We start from the raw sequence: 20,091 nt of genomic DNA, 5'->3' as shown, positions 1-20,091 counted from the left end.
TTTATCCGGTGGCGTGTACACATCGGGTATGGTCGAGGACGCGTTCCGCTCCGTTCCCCCTGGCCGATTGCTGGCGCTGGGTGTCCTGCTCGTCGGCGTCGGCCTCGCGCTGACGGGGCTTGGGTTCCACGTCGAAGCGGCCGGTGCGCGCTGTGACGGCTGTGCGCCGTACCATCCGCTGTTCGTGCTCGCGCCGGTGGCAAGCGGCGCGGCACTCACCACGGTCGGCGGCTGGCTGTTCGGCCGCGAGTGACCGGCAGGCGCCCGCAGGCGGTATCAAACCGTTTATACCGACAAGGACGGAAGGCTCGCACATGGCGAGAGAGCAGACCGAAGTTCGTGACCTTCAGGAGGGGAACTACGTCATGATAGAGGACGTCCCCAGCGTCATCACCTCGTACAGCACCTCGAAACCCGGCAAGCACGGGAGCGCGAAGGCGCGCGTCGAGGGGAAGGGCGTGTTCGACGGCGGCCAGAAGCGCAACTTCACGAACCCCGTCGACGCGAAGGTCTGGGTCCCCATCATCACGCGCAAGCAGGGCCAGGTCGTCTCCACCAGCGGCGGCGAGATGCAGGTAATGGACCTCGAGACGTACGACACGTTCACGATGCGCGTCCCCGACGACATCGAGGTCTCCCCCGACGACGAAATCGAGTTCCTCGAGTACGAGGACCAGCGCAAGGTCGTCTGAGGCGGATGGCCGGGTTCCCGGGCGCGACCGCCGACCGCGAGGCGGCCGACTACGCCGTCGTCGGCGCGCCGCTGGATATCTCCACCACCTTCCAGCCCGGGACCCGGTTCGGTCCCGACCGCGTGCGGCGGTTCTCCCGCACGTTCGACGACTACGACCACCACACCGGTCGCTCCTTCACCGACCTCGCGGTCCACGACCACGGCGACGTCCGCGCGTGGGACGACGCCGCCGACTATCTCGACTTCCTCGAAGGGACGCTCGCCGACTTCCACGCCGAGTCGACGGTCCCGCTTCTCGTCGGCGGCGAACACACCGTCTCCGTCGCCGGCGTCCGCGCCGCCAACCCGGACGTGTTCGTCTGTCTCGACGCCCACCTCGACCTCCGTGAAGCGTACGACGGCAACCCGCTGTCGCACGCCACCGTGACCAGACACGCGCTGGACGTGGCCGACCAGGCCGTCATCCTGGGCGCCCGCACCGGTTCCGAGGCCGAGTGGGACCGCGCAGGCGAAGCGGACGTCACGGTCGTCCCCCCCGCGGACGTGGCCGACTGGGCCCCGACGTTCGACGGCGACGTCTACCTCTCGGTCGACATCGACGGCGCGGACCCTGGATTCGCCCCGGGGACGGGGACGATGGAGCCGTTCGGCCTCGCGTCCCGCGAGATGCACGAGGTCGTCCGTGCGGTCGCACCCGACTGCGTCGCGTTCGACTGCGTCGAGGTGAACGACCGCGACGACGGGCAGGCCGCCGCCCTCGGGGGGAAACTGCTCCGAGCGTTCGCCTACGCGCACGCCGACGGGACGGTCTGAGGGAAAGCGCCTAACCCCTCCGCGCTCCGAGCCCCGCCCATGCAACTCTCCGAGTTCGCCGCGCGACTGGACGACAGCCTCGACGTCGGCGAGTGGGCGGGCGCGGACTACGCGGTCAACGGCCTACAAGTCGGCCCCGAGTCGGCCGAGATCGAACACGCCGCCTTCGCCGTCGACGGCGTCGTCGCCACGTTCGAGGCGGCCGCCGACGCCGGCGCGGACGTGCTGGTCGTCCACCACGGCATCTCGTGGGGCGGCATCGACCGCGTCACCGGCAAGGAGTACGACCGCCTGCGAGCGCTTCTGGACGAGGACCTCGCGCTGTACGCGGTCCACGGCCCGCTCGACGCCCACCCCGAGTTGGGCAACGCCGCCGGCCTCTGTGAGCATCTGGACCTCTCCGTCGTCGAGGGGTTCGGCCGCGACGGCCCCGGCACCGTCGGCCTCCGGGCACGGCCGGACGAGATGTACACGCCCGCCGGCCTACGTGACCGGCTCTCGGAACTCGAAACCGGTGGCCAGGACGTGCAGGTGCTGGAGTTCGGCCCCGACGAGATAGAGGACGTGGCCGTCCTCACCGGCTCGGGGGTCGACTGGCTCGACGAGGCCCGCGAGAAAGGGGTCGACGCGCTCGTCACCGGCGAGGGGAAACAGCCCGCCTACCACGAGGCGCGGGAGGCGGGCATCCACGTGTTCCTGGCGGGCCACTACGCGACGGAGACGTTCGGCGTCCGCAACCTGCAGGAACTCGCCGACGAGTGGGGGCTGGAGACGACGTACCTCTCGCACCCGACCGGGCTATAACTCGGCCAGCGAGAGGTCGAACCCCCACGTCGCGCTCGGGTTGTCGTCGCCGGCGGGCACCCCGTCCGGGAACACGTTGTACGCCGCCTCGAACCGGTGAGTGCCGGTCGGGAGACAGCCGTTCGCGTCGGGCGTCGCGTAGAGGCCGACGAACGCCGTCAGCGTCCCGCCGGCGGGTATCTCGACGGTGCCGTACTCCAGCGTGACGGCGACGTGCGAGTCGAGTTGCCAACAGCCCTCGCCACCCGTCTCGTAGTCCGGGGTGGTTCGGTCCGGCTCGCCCGACGTGGACCGCTCGGAGTGGGGGAGCCAGACGAGTCGGCCGTCGCCGCTCTCGACGTACTGGAACACGACCGAGCGGTACTCGCCGACCGTCACGGGGCCGTCGGTCGGGTTCTCGACGTCGACCCGGAGCACGGGCGGCGACCCCGAGGTGACGTACGGGTCCGCGAGCGAGACGGTCGGCCGGACCGGAAGGTCCGGAGCGGGGTCGCTGGCCGTGACGGTCGCCCGGTGGGTCGCATCCGGCGGGTGCTCGCGGTCCGAGGGCCGGGTGCCGCCGTCACCGGGGTCCGGAAGCGGCCCGGAGTCGCCCGCGATGGCGGTACAGCCGGCCAGTCCCGCGGCGCCGGCGAGACCGGCCGCGCGGAGCAGGGAACGTCGGGTGGGCATACCTCGGTGTTGTCGCGCTCGGAACATAAGCCGCGCGTAGCATCAAACGGGCGTTTGATGGCTCCACGGGCACCACGACGACCCAAGACCCATACCGGCCAGGCGGTTCACCCCTCACATGGACGTTCGGAAGGCCGGGGGCGACGAGGCCGAGGCGCTCTGTGAACTGACGGCGACGGTGTGGCGCCGCGCGTACGTCGACGTTCTCGGGGAGGAGGTGGTAGAAGCGCATCTCGCGGAGACGAACGACCCCGAGACGCTCCGGGAGAACTACCGCGAGCACGACCTCTCGACGTTCGTCGTCGTCGACCCTCTCGTCGCACAGGCGACCTGCCGGCCGGCAGAGGGCGGTGACACGCTGTATCTCACACAGCTGTACGTCCACCCGGAGCGATGGGGCGAGGGCGTCGGTACTCGCCTGCTCGACCGGGTCGAACGGGAGGCCCGGGACCGTGACCGCGAGTGCGTCGCACTCGTCGTGCTCGACGGCAACGAACGCGCCCGTGGCTTCTACGAGGCGCGGGGGTACGAACAGGTCGGCGTGCGCGAGGAGAGCATCACCGAGGACGTCGAGGAACTGCGCTACGAGAAGCGCCTCGACGGCTGAGGGCGGAATCACTTTGGCCGCGGACGGGCTTGCTACCAACATGGAGGTGCGCGAGGCCGACGCGGACGACATCGAGCCGATTCGTGCGGTTGCGACGGCCGCGTGGCACGCCGCCTACGACGACATCCTCGGCGAGACGACCGTGGCGGAGCGAACCGACGAGTGGTACGCCCCGGAGCTATTACGCGAGTATCTCGGCGACGGCGACGTCTCGGTGTTCGTCGCCGGCGACCCGGTCGTGGGCTACGCCATCTGTCGACGGGGGGACGACAGCCTCCACCTGGCGGCGATATACGTCGACCCCGACCGCTGGGGCGAGGGCGTCGGCTCCCGACTGCTCGACCGCGTCGAGCGGGAGGGACGGGCCTCGGGCACCGACCGGGTCGACCTCGTCGTGCTCGCCGAGAACGACGTCGGTCGCGGCTTCTACGAGGCACGGGGGTACGAACAGGTCGGCGAGCGAGACGACACCGTCGACGACGCGCGGGAACTCGTCTACGAGAAACCGCTGGCGTGACGGCGCGGTGGGCGAACACTCATGCACACGGCGACCCGAAGCCCGCCGTGTCCAGCGACGACGCCACGCTGGGGTTCCGGTCCCAGACGGCGGAGTTCGTCGACGAACCGCTCCCGGTCGAGGGGGAGATACCGTCGTGGCTCGACGGCCGTCTCGTCCGCAACGGCCCGGGCCGATTCGAGGCCGGCGGCGAGCGGTTCACCCACTGGTTCGACGGACTCGCCATGCTCCGGGCGTTCGACTTCGCCGACGGGCGCGTCCGGCTGACGACCGCGTTCCCCCGGACCGAGGCCTACCGGGACGCGCTCGACGGGGACGCCAGCGGCCAGTTCGCCACCGACGAGACGGGGCTGTCGAAGACGCTGGGGTGGCTCCGCCGACTCGGCCCGCCCGAGCCGACCGACAACGCGAACGTCCACGTCGCCCGCATCGACGGGACGCTCACCGCGCTGACGGAGGTGCCCCGGTGGGTGACGCTCGACGACGACCTGACGGCGACGGGCGAACTCGCGTTCGAGGACGACCTCGACACGACGACGGCCCACCTGACCCGCGACGACCACCGCGACGAGCTAGTCGGGTTCGGCACCTCGTTCGGACGGACGCACAGCTACGAGCTCTTCCGCATCCCCGACGGCCAGCACCGCCGCGAACCAATCGCCAGCGTCGCGGTCGACACGCCCCGCTACGTCCACGACTGCGTCACGACCCGCGAGCACGTCGTCGTGGTCGCGCCGCCGCTGGAGATCGACCTCCTGCGGGCGCTGTCGCCGTTCACGGAGGGGTTCTTCGAGATGCTGTCGTGGAACCCGGACGCCGGGACGCGGCTGTTCGTCGTCGACCGCGACTCCGGGGCCCTCATCGCCTCCCCCACGGTCGACCCGTTCTTCACGTTCCACAGCGTGAACGCGCATCTCGACGGCCGGGCGGTCGTGCTCGACCTAGTCGCGTTCGAGGACGCCGCCATCGTCGCGGACCTGTCGCTCGACGCGCTGGAGCGGGGCGGCTACGACGACGCCCCACAGGGTCGGCTGGTCCGGCTCCGGGTTCCCCTCGACGGCGGCGACGTGACCCGGAGCCGGCGCTACGACGGCGGGCTGGAACTGCCGACGGTGCCCCGGCCGGTTCGCGGCCGCCCGTACAGGTACGCCTACGCGCAGGCGACCGACCGCACCGGCGCGAACGGTCTCGTCAAGGTCGACGTCCGGCGCGGGCGGGCCCGCGAGTGGTGGGAGCGCGGACTCTACGTCGAGGAACCGCGGATGGTCCAGCGGCCGGGCGCGACCCGCGAGGACGACGGCGTCGTGCTCGCGCCCGCGCTCGACACCACCCAGTCACGGACCGTCCTGCTCGTGCTCGACGCGAGGACGCTGGAGGAACTGGCGCGCGCGCCGCTTCCCCACCACCTCCCGTTCGGGTTCCACGGCCGGTTCTTCGACCGGTCCTGAACTCAGGCGACGACGAGCCACGCGCCGAACACCGCGAGCGCCCCCAGCGCCGTCGAGACGACCGCGTGAACGCGGAGGCGGTCGAGCAGGGCGTGCGCGTCGCCCGACAGCTCTGCCACCTCGCCCACCTCGCTTCCCGTCTCACACTCCGGCAGGAAGTCCATGGCGACGTGGAGGAACACGCCGGCGGCGAAGCCGAACACGGCGGCCTTCGTCGCACCGGTGAACGCCGGGTCGACGATGGCCGCGGGGATGGCCGTCAGCCCGACGCCCGCCGCCGGGAGCAACAGCACCGACACCGGCTTGCCGCCCTTGCGGAGGCGACGCGCGGCCGCGTAGCCGGCCGGGCCCTTGTGGGAGACGATGGCCAAGCCCAGAAGCAGACCCAACTCGGGAAGCGCGGCGTAGATGACGCCGATGATGATCCCCGCCGACAGCGCGTGTGCCGATATCTGGAGCGCGGTGTCGTCGAACGGCGCGTCGACGTGGCTGAGTCGGTGCCCGACCGTGTGAGCGCCGTACCCAACGAGCAGGCCGGCGGCGACGCCGAACCCGCCGACCTTCCCGTCGAGGCCGAACGCCTGCGGCAACAGGAACACCGCCGCCGAGGTGACCATCGCGCCCGCGGCCAGCCCGTAGCCCCACACGAGACGGCGGGCATCCTGGGTGCCCGCCGCCCGCGCGCCCGGCACCGCGAACAGCGCCATCGCGGCGAACGCCACCCACGATACCACCAGCACCTTCGTCTGTCCGGCCTCCACTGCGAGCGCGGACAGCGCGACGAACAGCACCGTCGCCGCCACGCCAACGAGGGAGAGCCGACCGAGTCCCGACACACCGAGGGTTCGCGTCGACATTACTAACTCAATTTTCGAAGTTAACAATAAGTGCTCCGATTCACAACTCCCGCGAGTCGGTTAACAACTCACCGAGTCGCCCGCTTCCAGTCGCCCAGCGTCACCACGTCGCCGTCGAGTTCGTCGGCGGGCGCGTCGGTGACGGCCCAGTGGAACATCTCGGCCACCTCGTCGGGGTCCCGACCGCCCCCGCCCGTCAGGTCGGTCGCCACCTGGCCGGGGTCGACGACGCCGACCGTCCGGTCCAGTTCTGCGGCGAACTGACGGGCGACGGCCTCGGCAGCGGCCTTCGAGACGGCGTAGGAGCCGAACCCCGGGAGCGCATCGCGGGCGATGCCGCCCGAGGGGACGACCACGCGGGCGTCCTCTGCGAGGTGGGGCACGGCCTCGCGGATGGCGGTGAACGCGCCGCGGGCGTTCGTCCGCAGGTGGTCGTCGAACGCGGTGTACGACTCCTCCGCGAGCGGCGTCTCGCCCGGGTCGCCGTGGTAGACGCCCGCGTTGGCGAACAGCGCGTCGATTGGGCCGCCCTCCCGCGCCGCGGTCTCCATCAGCCGCTCGAGGTCGAACTCGTCGCGCACGTCCGCGCGCTGGGTCGTGACCGACGCGCCGGCGTCGATGAGTTCCGCGGCGAGTTCGTGCAGCGGCTCCTCGTCGCGGGCACACAGCGTCAGATGTGCGTCCTCGCGGGCGAACCGGCGGGCGACGGCGGCGCCGATGCCGCGGCTCGCACCCGTGATGACGACGTTCATACCCCATCGACGCCGCCGCGACCCAAGGACGTTTCCGTCGCGGCCGACGCCGCCGTCACCGACCGGTCGTCACTCCGCGTCGACGACGGTGACGGTGCCAGTCATCCCGACCGACTCGTGGGGCACACAGACGTACTCGTAGCGGCCGGCCACGTCGAACGTGTGCTCGTACACGTGGTCGTCGTCGTACGTGGTCGTGCGGTCGCCGTCGGTCCCCTGCCAGTCGGCACCGTCGGGCTGTGAGTCGACGGCGACGTTGTGGGAATCCGACTCCCAGCGCCAGGTGACGGTCGTGCCCGTCTCGACGGTGACGTGTGCGGGCGAGAACACCAGATCGCCGCCGGGACCGACGGTGACGGTGGGGTCCTCGACCGGCGTCGGCGAGGGGTCGGGCGTCGGCGTCTGCCCGACGACGAGGGTGCCGACCATCCCGGCCGTCTCGTGGGGCGCACAGACGTACTCGTAGCGGCCCGGGACGTCGAACGTGTGGACGTAGCGGTAGCCCGCGTCGTACAGGTCGCCGGCGCCGCCGGGCGTCCCGCCCCAGTCGGCGCCGTCGGGCTTGGAGTCGACCACGATGTTGTGGGCGTCGGAGCCCCACTGGAACGCGACGGTCGCGCCCGTCTCCACGCGTAGGGGCTCGTCGGTACCTGGCGTGAACACGAGGTCGCCGCCCGGCCCCACGGAGACGGTCGCGTCGGGGTCCGGTGGCGAGTCGGTCGGCGAGTCGGTCGGCGAGTCGGTCGGCGGGGTAGTGTCGGAGCGGGTTCCGAGGGCGGTACAGCCGGCGAGGCCGCCGACGAGGGCGACCCCGGTGGCCTGGAGGGCAGTGCGTCGGTTCATTGGCGACGCTCCGAACGTGTTCGCGGCAGGGAAAAAGGGGCGGGGCGGATTCCCAGTGACTGGGAACCCCGCTTTCCGTGGACTTTTCGAGGTGGCGCCCCTGCGTCCGGGTATGTCGCTGTCCGGAACGTCGATAGCCGTGGTGGGCGGCGGGTTCGGCGGCCTGTCGACGGCCTGCTATCTGGCCGACGCCGGTGCCGACGTGACCGTCCTCGAGAAGAACGAGCAGTTGGGGGGCCGGGCCTCCCGCCTCGAAGCCGACGGGTTCGAGTTCGACATGGGCCCGTCGTGGTATCTGATGCCCGACGTGTTCGAGCGGTTCTTCGGCCACTTCGACCGGGAGCCGTCCGACTACTACGAACTCCAGCGGCTCGACCCCCACTACCGCATCTTCTTCAAGGACGGCGACCGCGTCGACATGAAGCCGGACGTCGAGGCGAACGTCGAGACGTTCGAGTCGTACGAGGAGGGGGCGGGCCAGCGCCTGCGGGAGTATCTCGACACCTCCGAGACCCACTACGAGGTGGCGATGAACCAGTTCGTCTACGAGGACCGCCCCCGCCTGCGCGACTGGGTCGACCTCGACGTGATGCGGGCGGCACCCATCGGCCTCCAACTGCTGGGGACGATGGACGACTACGTCGCGGACTACTTCGAGAACCCGAAGCTCCAGCAGATAATGCAGTACACGCTCGTGTTCCTCGGCGGGTCGCCGAAGAACACGCCCGCGCTGTACAACATGATGAGCCACGTCGACTTCAACCTCGGCGTCTACTACCCCGAGGGCGGCATCGGCGCCGTCGTCGACGGCGTCGTCGCGCTGGGCGAGGAACTCGGCGTCGACTACGAGACGGACGCCGCGGTGAGCGAGATAATCAGCCGACGCGAGGGGTTCGAACTAGAACTCCCGGGTGGGCGCCGCGACCGGTTCGACCTCGTCGTCTCGGATGCGGACTACGCCCACACCGAGCAGGACCTCCTCCCCGAGCACGAACGGGGCTACGATGCCGACTACTGGGAGTCGCGCACCTACGCGCCGTCGGCGTTCCTCATGTATCTCGGCGTCGAGGGCGACGTCGACCCGCTGGAACACCACACGCTCGTGCTCCCCGAAGACTGGGACCCCCACTTCGAGCAGATATTCGACGACCCGGCGTGGCCCGACGACCCCGCCTACTACGTCTGTGTCCCGTCGGCAACCGACGACAGCGTCGCGCCCGACGGCCACTCGAACCTGTTCGTGCTCGTGCCTATCGCCCCCGGCCTGGACGACGACGACGCGACCCGCGAGCGCTACCGCGAGCGCGTCCTCGACGACCTCGCTGACAACACCGGCGTCGAGTTGCGCGACCGCATCGTCTTCGAGGAGCAGTTCTCCGTCTCCGAGTTCGCCGACCGCTACAACTCCATGAAGGGGACCGCACTCGGGATGGCCCACACGCTCCGACAGACCGCCATCCTGCGGCCGGACCGCCGCTCGAAGCAGGTCGACGGCCTCTACTTCACGGGGTCGTACACCACGCCCGGCATCGGCGTCCCGATGTGTCTCATCGCCGGCCAGCACACCGCGGACGCGGTCGTCGACGACCACGAATGACCGACGACGCCCCGGCGCTGGACCGCCTGCTTCCCGCCCGCGACACCCGCTCGGGCTACCTGCTCCGGATGTCGCGTCCGCGCTTCTGGCTGTATCTCGCCGGGCCGGTCGTCGTCGGGGTGGCGTACGCCGCCCGCGCGCCCGCCGACCTGTTTTCGCCGCTCGCAGTCGCGCTGTTCGCCTACTTCCTCGTCCCGGCGAACGTGTTTCTCTACGGCGTCAACGACTACTTCGACCGCGACGTGGACGCAGACAACCCGAAGAAAGACGACCGGGAGGTGCGCTACCGCGGCGACCGCACGGTGCCGGCCGCGGTCGTCCTCTCGGCGTTGCTGGGGCTGGCGTTCCTGCCCGTCCTCCCGCCGACCGGGGCCGTCGCGATGGTCGGGTTCCTCCTGCTCGGTGCCGAGTACTCCGCGCCCCCGCTCCGGTTCAAGACGACGCCCCTGCTGGATTCGGCTTCGAACGGGCTGTACGTCCTCCCGGGCGTCGTCGCCTACACCGCGGTCGCGGGGCGACTCCCGCCGACGCTCGCCGTCGCCGGCGCGTGGCTGTGGGCGATGGCGATGCACACGTTCTCCGCCATCCCCGACATCCACCCGGACCGCGAGGCGGGCATCCGGACGACGGCGACCCTGCTGGGCGAGCGCCGGACGTACCTCTACTGCGGGCTCGTATGGCTCCTCGCCGCGGCGGCGTTCGCGCTGGTCCACCCCTTCCTCGGCGCGGTGCTCGCCGTCTACCCCGTCTTCGTCGCCGGGGTCGCGCTCTCCGATGTGACCGTCGACCGGGCGTACTGGTGGTTCCCCGCCCTCAACACGCTCGCCGGGATGGCCCTGACGCTGGGGGCGCTGTGGGTGATGCTGTATGGCTGAGGTCGCACTTCCGGCACGGAGCCGAGTGGAGGCGCGCCTCGACCGGCTGGTCGCGGAGAACCGCTTCACCATCGCGGTCGTGTTCCCGGCGTTCGGCGCGGTGCTTCTCACGGCGAGCGCCGAGTCGCTGCTGCCGGCGCCGCTGAACTTCAACCCGTATCTCGTGCTGTTCGGGACGCTCGTGATGCGCCTGCCGCTGATAGCCGGCCTCGTGCCGCTGGTCGGCCGGAAGGCGGCCGCGGGGCTCGGACTCCTGACGGGGTACGCCTACGCCATCGAGTACGTCGGGACGACGACCGGCCTCCCCTATGGCCCCTTCGAGTACGGGGTCGACCTCGGACCGATGCTACTCGGGCAGGTACCGCTCGGTCTCCCCGTGTTCTTCATCCCGCTGGTGGTGAACGCCTACCTGCTGTGTCTGCTGTTGCTCGGCGACCGCGCGGAGACGGCGGCGGTCCGCCTCCCTGCCGTCGTCGGTACCGTCCTGTTGATGGACCTGGTGCTCGACCCCGGGGCCGTCGCGCTCGGGTTCTGGAACTACGAACTCGGCACCGCGGCCCTCGATGTCTGGCCGTACGACGCCGCCGGAGCGTTCTACGGCGTGCCCTACTCGAACTTCGCGGGGTGGGTGCTGTCCGCGACGGTGGCCGTCGCCTGTCTCGACTGGGCGTTCTCGTGGGCGGGGCTCCGAGGACGGCTCGACGCCTGCGAGTTCATGCTCGACGACATGGTGTCGTTCGTGGTGCTGTGGGGCGCCGTCAACGCCTACTTCGGCCAGTGGGTGCCGGTTGCGCTGGCGGCCCTGCTCGGACTGGGGCTGTGGCAGACCGACCGGTTCGACGTGCCGCCGCCGCCGTGGCTGGAGCGGGCGGCCCGGTGACGCGGTGCCGGACGGGACGGCCGGCGCTCGAGGAAGACGACCCCGCGTGGCCCATCAGCCACGTCGGCCGCGGGCGTACACCGCCGAGACGGCGCTTCCGAGACCGAGATACGCGACACCCAGCCAGGTGAACGCGTCGAGTCCGAACGCCAGCGGCGCGTCGACGCGTGCGCCCGCCGCGACGTGGACGAGCGCGGCGCCCACGAACACCAGCGCCGTCGCCGGCAGGAGCAGTTCGTCGATGGGGTCCATACGCGACCCGACGCCGAACGAGGGGGAAAGTATCCGCTCGCTACCGTGAGAGCGACGGTCAGTACGCGTCCGCTACCCCGAGGCGAGTCACCGTGCGGGTGACGGTGCCCCCGGCTCCGCACCGGACAGCGAGGCGTCGCCGTACGGGATGGCCGACACCTTCGCGAAGACGGCCTCGGGGTCCTTGTTCCAGGCCCAGTGCCACCGGGTCCGAACGACGAGCGACAGTTTGCGCCGGCGCGACAGCTCCGGGGTCGCCGTCACGGTGTCGTAGTCGCGTTCGCGGAACAGCCGGTGGTGGTCGGCGTACAGCACCGCCGCGACAAGCACCGCGAACTGGCAGTCCTCGGGTAGGTACTCGATGCCGGCCACCCCCTCGCGGTAGAGCCGCTCGGTGCGGCGCAGTTCCGACTCGATGGCGCGGCGAACCCCCTCGGTCGGCTCCCGGTTCTCGATGTCGGCGGCGGTGGCACCGAACGACTCGACGGTGTCCAGCGGGAGGTAGATGCGGTCCCGCTCCGCGATGTCCTCCCCCACGTCGCGGATGAAGTTCGTCATCTGGAACGCCTCGCCGAGCCGGCGGGCCCGCGGCAACGCCGCCTCGATGTCGTCCGGCTCCATCACGTACGTCATCATCACGCCCACCGCGGCCGCCGACCCCCGCATGTACGCCTCCAGTTCCTCGTAGCTGTGATAGCGGCTCTTCTCGATGTCGGTCGCCATCGCGTCGAGGAACGTCTCCACCTCCTCGTCGGGAATACCGTACCGTTCGCGCAGTTCGGAGAACGCCGCCAGCACCGGGTCGTCGGTGTCGGTTCGCCCGAGCACCGCCTCCCGTATGCTGTCGAGTTCCTCCCGCTGGACCGCTGGCTCGACCCCCGCGGCGTCGTCGACGACCTCGTCGGCGACCCGGAAGAACGCGTACAGCACGTAGGTCGCCTCGCGCACCCGAGTCGGAAGCACCCGCGTCCCGTAGTAGAACGTCTTCCCGGTCTGTTTGTGGATGGACTTGCTACGAGCAAGCTGGGAATCGTCGACCATTCAGTCGCCTGAACGTACGGTTCGTGAGTTCTTAATTCTTCGCGGGAGAACCGGTAAGAACACCCGTAAAGCGGTCGAGAGCGAACGGCACCGGAGCGGGACACTGGCTCGCCCGAGCGACTCGACGTCGGAGACATCCTTCGGCGAGCAGGCGGTCGCCCGCCGACCGCTCCACCGCGTGCCGTTCTCGTCACGGTAGTGCGTGTCCGGGATAGTGCGTGTCCGGGAGGACGGTGAGGCCGGTGCAGTCGTCCGGTTCCGGGGTCGAGTTTAGCTATCGGCGGGGCCGAGATACCCCCACGCCTGCAGGCGGTCCCCGTCCCCGTCGATCCACCGCTCGCCGATGTCGTCACGGTAGTACATGTTCGGCATCACGATGTCGTCGATGCGGCCGTACGCCTGCTCACGCGCGGCGTGCATGGTGTCGCCCTTGCCGGTCACGACGATGGGCATCCCGTTGTCGCCAGCGGCGCGCCACTGCCCGTCGACCTTCTTCGCGTCTTCGAGGTGGATTCCCTCCCGGCTCTCGGTCTGAAACACCACGGCGGCGTTCCGGGAGTTCTCGTCGTACGTCCTCTCGTCGTCGAACGGGAACGGCGGCAGGACGACGCGGACGCCGACCTGATAGCCGTTGTGGACCTCCAGTTCCGGGTCGTTCCCGTGTGCGAGGTCGTAAAAGAACGCCGCCGTCGAGGACTCGATGGACTCCTCCTGGAGGGCGATGGTCGGGTAGCCGAACCGGGGCGTGAACTCCAGCGGGTAGATGCCGTTCTCGTTGACGATGCAGTTGATGTCGATACTCCCGACGTACCCCTCCTCGGCGAGCCAGTCTTCGAGTTTGCCGAGCGTCTCCTGGAACAGTTTGTTCTGCCCGGCCCAGAACATCGACGTCCCCATCTCGCCGGTCGAGGGGCCGATGTTTCCCGGGAACAACTTCTTGTGCTCGAAGTTGAAATTCACCTGGTCGATGAACGCCTCGCCGTCGAAGAACCCACAGACGGCGACCTCGACGCCCTCGACTTTCCGCTGTAGCTGGAACCCCTTCATCCGGTGGCCCCACGCTTTCTTGTACGCCTTCAGTACGTCCACGACGTCACTGCCGTCGTCTTCGTTCCCCACGTACAGCAGGCGCTTGACGTTCTGGACCTCCCCGAGCGGCTTGACGACGTACGGAGCCGGATGCTCCTTGACGTGCTGGATGCCGGCGTCGAAGTTCTCGAAGATGTGGTGCTCAATGGTGGTGACCCCGTGCTGTTCGAGGATTTCCATCGCGTAGCCACGGTCGTCCTCGAGGCGGTCGGTGTTCGGCGTGCCACCGACGACGGCTTTCCCGTGCTCGCGGAGTTCCCGGGCGAGTTGGCCCGTCCCGACGTCCGAACCGACCCAGATGTCGTCGAAGACGACGACGTCGGCCCACTCGACCTCCGCGCGCCAGTCGTCCGTTTTCGGGACGAAGCCGTCACCGATTTCGCGGTCGCCCTCGGCCTCGATGTAGTACTTCACGTCGTGTCCTTCCTGGTGGACGTGCCACGCGAGGTCCCCGACGAGCGCCGCGTCGAGCGAACAGAACAGGAAGTTTCTGGCGTCCATGCGACCAGTATGACGGTCGACGACAAAAGTGGTCGGCGCGGGCCGGAGGGACTCGCTCCGACGACGGCGGCGCCGGTTCCCAGACACCGGGAGCCGGGGGAGATACTTTTATCTCGCCGGAGCGACAGAACGACCCGTATGACGACGTACATCGTAGGAACCGACGGCGTGGAGACGAGCGAGAAACTGCTCGCGTACCTCGAGGGGCGCATCGAGGACGGCGACACCGTATACGCGGTGAACTCCCTGCGGGGCGGCGACAGTACCAGCGACGAGGACGTCCTGGAGGGGACGGAGGCGCTGGAGGTGCTCGAGGACGGCGTCGGCGCCGAGAGCCACCAGCTCGTCCGCGGGAACAGCCCCCAGGAGGACATGCTCACGTTCGCGGAGGAGCACGAGGCCGACGAACTCGTCATCGGCATCCGCAAGCGGTCGCCGACCGGCAAGATGCTGTTCGGGTCGACGGCCCAGGACCTGCTTTTGGAGACGCCCATCCCGGTCGTCACGGTGCCGCTGGTCGACTGACGGCGACCGAACTGTTTTGACGACGCCCGGTCAACGTGTCACCATGAGTCAGGACTGGTTGCGCGTGGCCGGCGACATGGCGGAGCGGGCCGCCGAGGAGGCGGACGACGGGGCGGCGGCCGAGCGACTCCGCGACCTCGCGGAGCAACTCCGGACGCTCGCGGAGCGGGACCGCGGTCCGGACCACGGCCGCCTGGCGCGCATCGAGAACATCCTCGACGAGGTAAACGAGCAGGTGAACGAGGCCGCCAGCGAGCAGATACAGCGCGCCCACGAGGAGGTCGTCCGCTACCGCGAGACCGTCGAGGGCGTGTAGCGCCACGCCGTGGACGCCCCGCGACGCGCGGCGGGCGGCGAACGCCGAGGCCACGCTTTTTCCGGAGGAGCCACGAGACAGAACATGGTCCGACGTGGCGCGGTCGCCGTCCTCGTGGCCCTCTCGCTCGGGGCAGGGGCCGGCCTGGTCCAGGTGCTCGGTCCCGCTCCGGGCGCGGCAGTCGCGGTGCTCGTGCTCGTCGCCGCCGGCCTCCTCGTGCAGTGGCGCGGCAGTTCCGGCGAGGGCGACGTGTGGGGGTTCACCTCGTCGGGCGAACGCACCGGCCGCTACGCGGAGTCGGGCGGCATCGCCCGCGAGGAGCAGGCGAAGGCGGTCGAGGAGATACAGGAACAGGCCGAACGCACCGACCGGGAGTAGCTACTCGTCGAGCAGGTTCTCCGCCAGCGACGGCACGAACGTCCCGATGTCGGTCACCATCCCGACGGCCTGCGCGCTCCCGCGGTCCAGCAGTTGCGTGACCGTCGCCGGGTTGATGTCGACACAGACCACACGCGTCGTCGACGGGAGGCAGTTGCCGACCGCGACCGAGTGGAGAAGCGTCGACAGCATCAGCACCATGTCGGCCTCGTGGGCCTGCTCGCGGATGGCGTTTTGCGCCTCGATGGCGTCGGTGATGGTGTCCGGCAGGGGGCCGTCGTCGCGGATGGAGCCGGCGAGCACGTACGGCACGTCGTTCGTCACGCACTCGTACATCACGCCCGACTCGACCAGCCCCTCGTCGACGGCGTCGGGGATGCTCCCGGCGCGGATTATCTCGGAGATGGTGTAGATGTGGTGTTTGTGGCCCTTTCGGGCGTGGTCGAGCGTCTCGGTGTCGACGCCCAGCGACGTGCCGTAGAGGTCGCGCTCGATGTCGTGGACGGCGAAGCCGTTGCCGGCCGAGAGCCCGTCGACGTACCCCTCGCGGACGAGGCGGGCGAGCGCCTCGCGTGCCCCGGAGTGGATGAGCGCCGGCCCCGCGACGACCAGCACGTTCCCGTCCTCGCGTTTCACCTCGTCGATGGCCTCCGCGACCTGCTTGATGGTCGTCTCCGAGGGTCGCTCGGCGGAAACGCCACCCTGCATGAACCCGAACGCGCCCTCGTCGTCGCGAGGTCGTTCGGGTGGTTTGACCCGAATGCCCGCCTCGCCCGTCACCACGAGGTCCCCTTCCTCGATGGCGTTGAGGACCTTCGTGTACGCGGTCGGCGACTCGCCGTCCTCGACGACGACCGCACAGTCCATCTCCATGTTCTGGACCTCGACCCACTCGCCGTCGTAGCGTATCTGCGTCGGGTGATTCGTCGTCGAGTAGAACCCGTCCGGGACGACCTGGTCGGCGGGCGCGGGCGTCAGTTCCGCGTCCGTCGGGTCGACCGGATTCGCGCCGTTCTGGTGGAGTTCGTGGACGATGCTCTGGAGCGTCGGTTCGTCCTCCGCGAACACCCGCATCCGCGCGTACGACTGCGCCTCTTTGTGTTTCCCCACGTCGAACTGCTCGACGTCGAAGTCGCCGCCCATGTCCATCACGATGCCGAACGCCGCCTGCATCATCCCCGAGTCGATGATGTGGCCCTCGAGTTCGACCACGCGGGAGACTGTCATACCGGCGAATGGCCGGCGCTCGGTAAGTCGGTTGCGGGACTGTAGGGAGGGAATGCGGTAACATTTGGGACAACGTTTACCACCGGACGACGGGCACCTGCGACCGGACCATGTCAGAGGCCACCGCAACGGCGACGGATTCGGGCGGTATGAGCAACATCCAGGTGACGGTCGCACTGCTGTTCGGCGCCGTGCTCGCGCTCGTGGGCGTGCTCGGGCCGGTGCTCGGCGGACAGAGCGGCGAACTCATCATCTTCGGCCGGAACTACCTGCACGACGCCATCCACCTCCTGTCGGGCGTCGCGGGCCTGGCGGCGGGCTACTACGCCGGCGGCGAGTTCGCCGAGGGGTACAACAAGACGCTGGGCGTCGTCTACCTGCTGGTGACGGTGCTCGGGTTCGTGCTGTTCGACCTGTTCGCCAACCTCATCGCGCTGAACATGGCGGACAACTTCCTCCATCTCGCGCTTGCGGTCGCGTTCCTCGCGGTCGGCTTCGCGCTCGGCGACAGCTAGAGCCGACGCGCCGCTCTTCTTCGGTACGGCGTCCCGACAGTGCCGTCGGCGGCGAAACGTGGTTTCCGGCGTGGGTCAGGCGTTCGTGCCGACGCCCACGACGACCTTCCGTTTGGTGCCGCCGAACGTCGTCTCCTCGCTACCGGTCAGGTCGACGCCCTCGGGCGTCGACGCCTTCGCCGACCCGAACGTGTAGCTCCCCGTCGCCTGCGGGCCCGACGGCGCTTCGACGAAGTAGCTCACGGAGTCGCCGACTGCGACCGAACCGGTGAAGTGGACCTCCTGGCCGGAGTCCGTCTCCTCGACCGTCTCGACGCCGTCGGAGAACTCCTCTTTGACGTCCCAGTCGCTCGGTATCCGGTCGATGACCTGCACCTCGGAGACGCCCTTCGTCGGGACGCTGTCGACGGTGAGTTTCACCTGGTCGGTCTGACCGCCGGTGAAGGTGGTGCCGTCGCTGGTTCGCGTCCCCTGCACCGAGAGGTCGACGACCGGCGGCGGCGTCGACTCGGAGGCGAGCGTCACGTCGTCGAACGACGAGAGCCCCTGCTTTGCCGCCTCGACGGCGGCCTCCGCGTCGACCCAGCCGGCGCCCGCATCGTGGGGCGTGTAGTCGGCGTCGGCGTTCGTCTCCGTCGTCGCCTCCAGCGTGTTGATGACCGACAGCGGCCCGAAGTCGGCCGTGTTCACCGTCGACTCCACCTCGGCCTGCCCGGCGTACTCAAGGCCCACGTCCTCGGCGGCCTGGACGACGAGCACCGCGATGCCGGCGGCGGCCGGGCACGCCATCGACGTGCCGGAGATGCGCCCGTAGAACGGCTCGGTCGACGTCGGTGGCCGGAGCGCGTCCTCGGGGTCGAACGTCGACATCACGCTGTTGCCGTGCGTGACGATGCCCGGCCGGAACAGCGACACCGGCCGACGTTCGTCGAGGTCCGCGTCGCCGTCGTCACGGGTCTCGAACAGCGTGTACGAGAACTCGTACTGTGCGGCGGCGGCGTTCTTCGGCGTGAACTCCACGCGGAGCGGCTCGCCGCCGTCGAGGTCCACGGCGATGTCCTTGTGGATGTAGACGGGCTCTTCGCCCATCCGCGCGACGAGTTCCTGCTCGCCGTCGCCGTCGCGGTCCTGGTAGAACGACACCTGCACCTGCTGGCCGCCCGGCTGAAGCGACAGCGACCCTTCGAGCAGGTCCGCGTTGTCCGGCACCCGTAGCTCGTGGGTGCTCGACCCGCTGGAGGCGCCCGGGCCGCCCACAGCCGAGCCGTCGACCCCCGGCCCCACCGTTCCCGAGAGCGTTCCGTCGCTCGTGATGACGCGCCCGGCGAACACCCGGTCCATGTACGACGAGAGATTGCCGTAGGCGGTCTTGCGGTCGTGATTGCCGTCCGGGCGGCCCCGCGAGGAGAACCCGGTCAGGCTCTTCTCCTTGGTGCCCGCACCGACTGCGAGCACGTGGGGCGCCTTCGCGTACCGCGAGATGGTGCCGTCGCCGGGGCCGTCGTTGCCCGCCGCGAACACCGGCAGGATGCCCGCGTTGAACGCCTCCCAGGTGGCGACGTTCAGCGGGTCCAGCGGGTTGTACGCGTTACCGCGGGCGACGCCGTAGGAGTTCGAACAGACGACGGGGTCGAAGTCGACGCTGTCGTCCTTCTTGCGGGCGATCATGTGGTCCCACGCGCCGACCGCATAGGGGAGGTAGATGGCCTGCGACACCGAGTAGACGGACAGCCGCGCCTTCGGCGCCATCCCCTGGTACTGGCCGCTGGACTGGGCACCGTCGCCCGCGACGATGCCACAGCAGTGCTGGCCGTGGCCGATTTCGTCCGAGTCGCCGGGGCCGATGTCGACCCACATCTCCGGGTCGCGGTCGCCCAGCGGTTCGTCGACGTACTCGTAGTTGGACTCGACCCGGCCCGAGAAGTCCGGATGCGAGCCGTCGATACCCGAGTCGATGACGACGGCGTCGTACCCCTCGCCCTGGTAGCCCAGCTCGTCGGCGTTCCACTCCTCGGTGACGCTCATCGCCTCGCGCGATTCGGCGTCGTTGTAGTAGTCGAGTTCGAACGCGTCGGAGACGTGGAGCACGCGGTCGTCCTCCGCGACCGTCGCTATCTGGTCGCCGTCGAGATGCGTCCACGTCACCGGCAGTTCCTCGTAGTCGTAGCGCCCTTCCAGGAGGTCGAACGCGTCGAGCAGGGAGCGGTCGTCCCGCTCGCGAAACACCACCAGCGTCTCCTGAAGCCCACCGTCGACGTCCAGAGCGTCGCTGATTCCGGGGACCGCACCGGCCGAGCCGGTGAACGCCGTCGCCGCGCCAGCGGCGCCGGCGGCTTTCACGAAACTGCGCCTGTTCAGACTCATTGCTCTACCCCATCGGGAGACACCTACACAAATGAACGTCGTGGCAAAACCGTCAAAACGTCAGGTTCGACGCTCGACGCGCCACTCCCCGTCGGTGGCGTCGACGAGCCGGTCGTAGAACTCCCGCAGACCCGCCGGTTCGGTCTCCGGGCGGACGTGCAGTTCCACCCGCCCGTCGCGGACGGCCACGCGGAACGTGTCGCCCGTCTCGTCGTCGTGGACGAGAAACAGCGGCATCGGCAAGTCGAACCAGTCGCCGTAGCGGTAGTCGCCGCCGTCGAGGACGGCTTCGACGAGCGACGCCAGCGACGCCTCGTCGCGCTCGCCCGCGGGCGACAACAGGAACACGGTCCCGCCCTCGTACTCGACGCCCCCCTCGCGGGGGTAGCGGCGCTCCGGATGCTCCGGGATGGAGAAGTCGGGCGTGGCGGCCCGCGTCTCCTCGCGGAGGTCCGCGGCGGTCCGGAACGCCGGCTCGTCGTCGTCCATCTGACACGCCGGCTACGCCCCCCTGTCGGTTAAAC

General features: G+C 69.6%; 24 protein-coding genes. 14 read left to right on the top strand and 10 right to left on the bottom strand.

The window, feature by feature from the left end; genetic code table 11:
• Nucleotides 1-28 precede the first annotated feature (28 nt).
• The 4 genes from NL112_RS11300 (at nt 29) to NL112_RS11285 (ending at nt 2,311) form a co-directional block, all read left to right on the top strand.
• Nucleotides 29-253 (top strand): hypothetical protein, encoded by a 225-nt coding sequence (locus NL112_RS11300; RefSeq protein WP_255148941.1) that lies wholly within the window; start codon nt 29-31, stop codon nt 251-253.
• A 61-nt stretch (nt 254-314) separates the two neighbouring features.
• A complete protein-coding gene (locus tag NL112_RS11295; RefSeq protein WP_255148940.1) occupies nt 315-692 on the top strand; it encodes a translation initiation factor IF-5A in 378 nt (125 codons plus the stop codon).
• Between the two features lie 5 nt (nt 693-697).
• Nucleotides 698-1,507 (top strand): arginase family protein, encoded by an 810-nt coding sequence (locus tag NL112_RS11290; protein WP_255148939.1) that lies wholly within the window; start codon nt 698-700, stop codon nt 1,505-1,507.
• 39 nt (nt 1,508-1,546) lie between these two features.
• The gene (locus tag NL112_RS11285) at nt 1,547-2,311 is read left to right on the top strand and encodes a Nif3-like dinuclear metal center hexameric protein (protein WP_255148938.1); all 765 of its coding nucleotides are present in this window, start codon (nt 1,547-1,549) and stop codon (nt 2,309-2,311) included.
• Here NL112_RS11285 and NL112_RS11280 read toward each other — a convergent pair.
• Complete coding sequence (locus NL112_RS11280) at nt 2,306-2,983, bottom strand: hypothetical protein (protein ID WP_255148937.1); 678 nt, start codon at nt 2,981-2,983, stop codon at nt 2,306-2,308. The two genes, NL112_RS11285 and NL112_RS11280, sit on opposite strands and share 6 nt — an antisense overlap.
• A gap of 118 nt (nt 2,984-3,101) precedes the next feature.
• On the opposite strand from NL112_RS11280, the gene NL112_RS11275 reads away from it, so the two are divergent.
• From NL112_RS11275 to NL112_RS11265, 3 genes are read left to right on the top strand one after another with little or no spacing between them, the layout of a single operon-like run.
• Nucleotides 3,102-3,590 (top strand): GNAT family N-acetyltransferase, encoded by a 489-nt coding sequence (locus NL112_RS11275; protein WP_255148936.1) that lies wholly within the window; start codon nt 3,102-3,104, stop codon nt 3,588-3,590.
• A 40-nt stretch (nt 3,591-3,630) separates the two neighbouring features.
• Complete coding sequence (locus tag NL112_RS11270; protein ID WP_255148935.1) at nt 3,631-4,107, top strand: GNAT family N-acetyltransferase; 477 nt, start codon at nt 3,631-3,633, stop codon at nt 4,105-4,107.
• Nucleotides 4,108-4,154: 47 nt separating this feature from the next.
• Complete coding sequence (locus tag NL112_RS11265) at nt 4,155-5,555, top strand: carotenoid oxygenase family protein (protein WP_255148934.1); 1,401 nt, start codon at nt 4,155-4,157, stop codon at nt 5,553-5,555.
• Between the two features lie 2 nt (nt 5,556-5,557).
• Here the strand turns inward: NL112_RS11265 and NL112_RS11260 are convergent, their stop codons facing one another.
• The 3 genes from NL112_RS11260 to NL112_RS11250 form a co-directional block, all read right to left on the bottom strand.
• Nucleotides 5,558-6,412: a ZIP family metal transporter gene (locus tag NL112_RS11260; RefSeq protein ID WP_255148933.1), complete on the bottom strand. Its 855-nt coding sequence runs from the start codon at nt 6,410-6,412 to the stop codon at nt 5,558-5,560.
• A 68-nt stretch (nt 6,413-6,480) separates the two neighbouring features.
• Entirely contained in the window at nt 6,481-7,164 is a 684-nt protein-coding gene (locus NL112_RS11255) for an SDR family NAD(P)-dependent oxidoreductase (RefSeq protein ID WP_255148932.1), read from the bottom strand.
• Nucleotides 7,165-7,233: 69 nt separating this feature from the next.
• Nucleotides 7,234-8,007: a plastocyanin/azurin family copper-binding protein gene (locus NL112_RS11250; protein WP_255148931.1), complete on the bottom strand. Its 774-nt coding sequence runs from the start codon at nt 8,005-8,007 to the stop codon at nt 7,234-7,236.
• Nucleotides 8,008-8,119: 112 nt separating this feature from the next.
• Between NL112_RS11250 and crtID the strand changes: the two genes are divergently transcribed.
• The 3 genes from crtID to cruF are packed head-to-tail and all read left to right on the top strand — an operon-like array spanning nt 8,120 to nt 11,359.
• Complete coding sequence (gene crtID / locus NL112_RS11245; RefSeq protein WP_255148930.1) at nt 8,120-9,604, top strand: bifunctional phytoene desaturase/3,4-desaturase; 1,485 nt, start codon at nt 8,120-8,122, stop codon at nt 9,602-9,604.
• Nucleotides 9,601-10,479 (top strand): prenyltransferase, encoded by an 879-nt coding sequence (locus tag NL112_RS11240; protein WP_255148929.1) that lies wholly within the window; start codon nt 9,601-9,603, stop codon nt 10,477-10,479. Before crtID ends, NL112_RS11240 begins: the two co-directional genes overlap by 4 nt.
• Nucleotides 10,472-11,359: a bisanhydrobacterioruberin hydratase gene (cruF, locus tag NL112_RS11235; RefSeq protein ID WP_255148928.1), complete on the top strand. Its 888-nt coding sequence runs from the start codon at nt 10,472-10,474 to the stop codon at nt 11,357-11,359. The genes NL112_RS11240 and cruF overlap by 8 nt, the downstream gene beginning before the upstream one ends.
• Before the next feature lie 54 nt (nt 11,360-11,413).
• Here cruF and NL112_RS11230 read toward each other — a convergent pair whose 3' ends face one another.
• The 3 genes from NL112_RS11230 to NL112_RS11220 form a co-directional block, all read right to left on the bottom strand.
• Nucleotides 11,414-11,611: a hypothetical protein gene (locus tag NL112_RS11230; RefSeq protein WP_255148927.1), complete on the bottom strand. Its 198-nt coding sequence runs from the start codon at nt 11,609-11,611 to the stop codon at nt 11,414-11,416.
• 87 nt (nt 11,612-11,698) lie between these two features.
• Nucleotides 11,699-12,652: a phytoene/squalene synthase family protein gene (locus NL112_RS11225; RefSeq protein ID WP_255148926.1), complete on the bottom strand. Its 954-nt coding sequence runs from the start codon at nt 12,650-12,652 to the stop codon at nt 11,699-11,701.
• 270 nt (nt 12,653-12,922) lie between these two features.
• Complete coding sequence (locus NL112_RS11220; protein ID WP_255148925.1) at nt 12,923-14,242, bottom strand: phosphoribosylamine--glycine ligase; 1,320 nt, start codon at nt 14,240-14,242, stop codon at nt 12,923-12,925.
• 138 nt (nt 14,243-14,380) lie between these two features.
• On the opposite strand from NL112_RS11220, the gene NL112_RS11215 reads away from it, so the two are divergent.
• From NL112_RS11215 to NL112_RS11205, 3 genes are all read left to right on the top strand, one after another.
• Nucleotides 14,381-14,767 (top strand): universal stress protein, encoded by a 387-nt coding sequence (locus tag NL112_RS11215; RefSeq protein ID WP_255148924.1) that lies wholly within the window; start codon nt 14,381-14,383, stop codon nt 14,765-14,767.
• Between the two features lie 43 nt (nt 14,768-14,810).
• A complete protein-coding gene (locus tag NL112_RS11210) occupies nt 14,811-15,083 on the top strand; it encodes a DUF7553 family protein (protein WP_255148923.1) in 273 nt (90 codons plus the stop codon).
• A gap of 84 nt (nt 15,084-15,167) precedes the next feature.
• Nucleotides 15,168-15,461 (top strand): hypothetical protein, encoded by a 294-nt coding sequence (locus NL112_RS11205; protein WP_255148922.1) that lies wholly within the window; start codon nt 15,168-15,170, stop codon nt 15,459-15,461.
• On the opposite strand, the gene NL112_RS11200 is transcribed toward NL112_RS11205, so the two are convergent.
• The gene (locus NL112_RS11200) at nt 15,462-16,688 is read right to left on the bottom strand and encodes an ornithine cyclodeaminase, nickel-pincer nucleotide-dependent (RefSeq protein WP_255148921.1); all 1,227 of its coding nucleotides are present in this window, start codon (nt 16,686-16,688) and stop codon (nt 15,462-15,464) included. It abuts the gene before it with no gap.
• Nucleotides 16,689-16,798: 110 nt separating this feature from the next.
• On the opposite strand from NL112_RS11200, the gene NL112_RS11195 reads away from it, so the two are divergent.
• Nucleotides 16,799-17,203 carry a DUF4383 domain-containing protein gene (locus tag NL112_RS11195; protein WP_255148920.1) on the top strand — a complete coding sequence of 135 codons (405 nt, stop codon included), beginning with the start codon at nt 16,799-16,801 and terminating at the stop codon, nt 17,201-17,203.
• A 75-nt stretch (nt 17,204-17,278) separates the two neighbouring features.
• Here NL112_RS11195 and NL112_RS11190 read toward each other — a convergent pair whose 3' ends face one another.
• Nucleotides 17,279-19,567, bottom strand: a complete 2,289-nt coding sequence (locus NL112_RS11190) for a S8 family serine peptidase (RefSeq protein WP_255148919.1) — start codon at nt 19,565-19,567, stop codon at nt 17,279-17,281.
• Between the two features lie 60 nt (nt 19,568-19,627).
• Entirely contained in the window at nt 19,628-20,056 is a 429-nt protein-coding gene (locus NL112_RS11185) for a LamG domain-containing protein (RefSeq protein WP_255148918.1), read from the bottom strand.
• Nucleotides 20,057-20,091 lie beyond the last annotated feature (35 nt).

Source organism: Halorarius halobius (assembly GCF_024298865.1).
Classification (GTDB): domain Archaea; phylum Halobacteriota; class Halobacteria; order Halobacteriales; family Haloarculaceae; genus Halorarius; species Halorarius halobius.
Note: the sequence above shows the minus strand (reverse complement) of the source record. Positions and strands in the feature narration are given on the sequence as shown.